At 67.8% G+C, this 2,325-nt stretch carries 2 protein-coding genes and 1 pseudogene; 2 read left to right on the top strand and 1 reads right to left on the bottom strand.

Going from position 1 to position 2,325, the window contains the following annotated elements:
- Positions 1 to 129, bottom strand: a pseudogene (locus tag B6S44_RS21350) (PCRF domain-containing protein); the annotation flags it as partial.
- On the opposite strand from B6S44_RS21350, the gene B6S44_RS21355 reads away from it, so the two are divergent.
- Both B6S44_RS21355 and B6S44_RS21360 read left to right on the top strand, forming a co-directional pair.
- Positions 122 to 1,531 (top strand): type I secretion system permease/ATPase, encoded by a 1,410-nt coding sequence (locus tag B6S44_RS21355; protein ID WP_248309693.1) that lies wholly within the window; start codon positions 122 to 124, stop codon positions 1,529 to 1,531. The pseudogene B6S44_RS21350 and the gene B6S44_RS21355 sit on opposite strands and share 8 nt — an antisense overlap.
- Positions 1,528 to 2,325, top strand: a 798-nt coding sequence (locus B6S44_RS21360) for a hypothetical protein (RefSeq protein ID WP_206735213.1), incomplete at its 3' end; no start/stop codon positions are given. The genes B6S44_RS21355 and B6S44_RS21360, both read left to right, overlap by 4 nt.

The following is a 2,325-nucleotide window of genomic DNA, read 5'->3' on the forward strand; positions in this document are numbered from 1 at the left end:
CCAGCCATAGGCGTTGTGACCCTTGAACTGCAGCGTGGCCGATTTGATGCCGGCCTGGTCGCCGTCCTGGTAGTCGAGCATGTCGACCTTGAACTTCCGCCGCTCGCCCCAGCGCCGATACATGCGCGGCTTTCTCGGCAGCCAGGGGCCGGCGACGCTGTTCGACCTACCCTGGATCCCGCTCTATCTGGCCTTCGTGTATTTCCTGCACCCTTGGCTGGGCGCGTTGACATTGGCCGGCGCCGTGGTGTTGACCCTGCTGACGCTCCTGAGCGAGATTCTGGCGCGCAAGCTGAGCAACAGCTCGCGCCAGGCCGCGATCGCCCGCAATGCGATGGCCGAGACCCATGCACGCAACGCCGAGGTCGTGCGGGCCATGGGCTTCTCCGGCCGCGCGGTGGCACGCTTCGACCGTTTGAATCGCGAGCATTTGGCGCTGCAGACCAGTTCCAGTGATCTCGGCGGGACCTTCGGAGCGGTCGCGCGCGTCCTGCGCATGATCCTGCAATCGGCGACCCTCGGCCTCGGCGCCTTCCTCACCATCAAGGGCGAGCTTTCCGCGGGCGCGATCATCGCCGCGTCGGTCGCTTCTGCGCGGGCGCTCGCGCCAGTGGACCAGGCGATCGGCAACTGGAAATCCTTCGTCGCCGCGCGCCTCGCCTTCGGGCGGCTGCGCGAGACCGTGGTGGCGCTGAGCAAGGCGGTCGAGCCGATGGAGCTCCCCGCACCGCACCGATCCCTCGGGGTCGATCGCATCACGGTCGCCGCGCCGGGATCCGGCCAGGTACTGCTGAGCGAGGTCAGTTTCGAGCTGGCCGCGGGCAAGGCACTTGGCATCATCGGCCTCAGCGGCGGCGGCAAGACCACCCTGGTTCGCGCGCTCACCGGCATCTGGCCGTGCCTGCGCGGCTCGGTTCGGCTCGACGGCGCGAATCTGGAGCAATGGCCCGAGGAAGCGATCGGCCGCCATCTCGGCTATCTGCCGCAGGAGGTGAGCCTGCTCGACGCCAGCATCGGCGATAACATCTCGCGGCTTGCGCCCGATCTCGACCCGGCGGCCATCGTGGCCGCAGCGACCGCAGCCGGCATCCACGATATGATCGTGAAGCTGCCGGAAGGGTATCAGACGCAGCTCGGCCCGCAGGGCACCGCGCTTTCGGCCGGCCAGCGCCAGCGCATTGGCTTGGCCCGCGCGCTCTACGGCAATCCCTTCCTGGTCGTGCTGGACGAGCCGAACTCCAACCTCGACAGTGAGGGCGAGGCAGCCCTGACGAGGGCGATAGAAGGCATCAAGGCGCGCGGCGGCATCGCGATCATCGTCGCCCACCGGCCGAGCGCACTTGTCGCGGTCGATTTGCTCGGCGTCGTGCAGGGCGGCAAGCTTACTGGCTTCGGTCCCAGGGACCCCATCCTCAACCCCGTACAGAAGCAGCCCGCACCCGCCGGGACCGATGTTCCGGTCGAACCACGCCTGCCCGCCGCCAGCGGGATCGATGCGGGCGCCGGTCCGCTCAGGAGGGTGACAGCATGATCGAGGTTAAGGCGCTCAAGCCCACTCAGCACTCCGCACCCTCAGCCGAGGAAATCTACCGGAAGGCGCAGGAAGAGCCCGCGCCGTCACGCTGGCCGGCCGCTCTCGCGGTGATCGTTCTGGCGGTCGCCGCCTATCTGCGCTCGCTGACCTCGACGCAGGCCGAACCGGAACCAGACCCAGTTGACAGTGCGGCCACGCCACAGCCAGTCGGCGAGGCGGCGCCTCAGAGCGATCCGGACGAAACCGGTTCGATTTCCGACGACAAGAGCGACCACGAACTCGGCTCGGGCGCGGCGAGCGATCCGGTGCCGGGGCTGGCGGATTTCCTTGGCATCGACTCGCCGCCGATCGACTATGAGCAGCTACCCCTGCAGCCCTTCGTGCGGGAAACCATCGAATTCGGCGTGGACCGGGTCAGCAACGACAACCGTTTTACTGCGGAGGGCTCGCAGACGATCGGTGGCGCGAGCGTGTCGAGTAGCCCCCATCTTGTCCCGATCGAGGGGGGCGGCGCGCGGCTGCCGGTCGTCGTGGCGCCTTTCAACCCGGTGATCGTCGTTCCCAAACCGTATGATCCTCCCGACCGGCCCGATCCCGATCCGGTTGGACCGAAGGATCCGACGGCCCGTAACCGATACCCGCCCCTGGCGAGAGCGTGCCTGCCTGACCAGAACCAGCACTTCCAGACTTTGCTCCTTACCACGCACGCCGTTCTGATGTGCAGCACGGGATCCCCCTCCGCCCAGCGCTACTTACTACCCCTCCACAGCCCCGTCGCACCACCCGACACG

It is taken from the genome of Allobosea sp. Tri-44 (genome assembly GCF_004123845.1).
GTDB lineage: Bacteria > Pseudomonadota > Alphaproteobacteria > Rhizobiales > Beijerinckiaceae > Allobosea.

What these genes read in the sequence shown, in the direction of transcription:
- B6S44_RS21355 (WP_248309693.1), top strand. Translation starts at nt 122, where the DNA reads ATGCGCGGCTTTCTCGGCAGCCAGGGGCCGGCGACGCTGTTCGACCTA.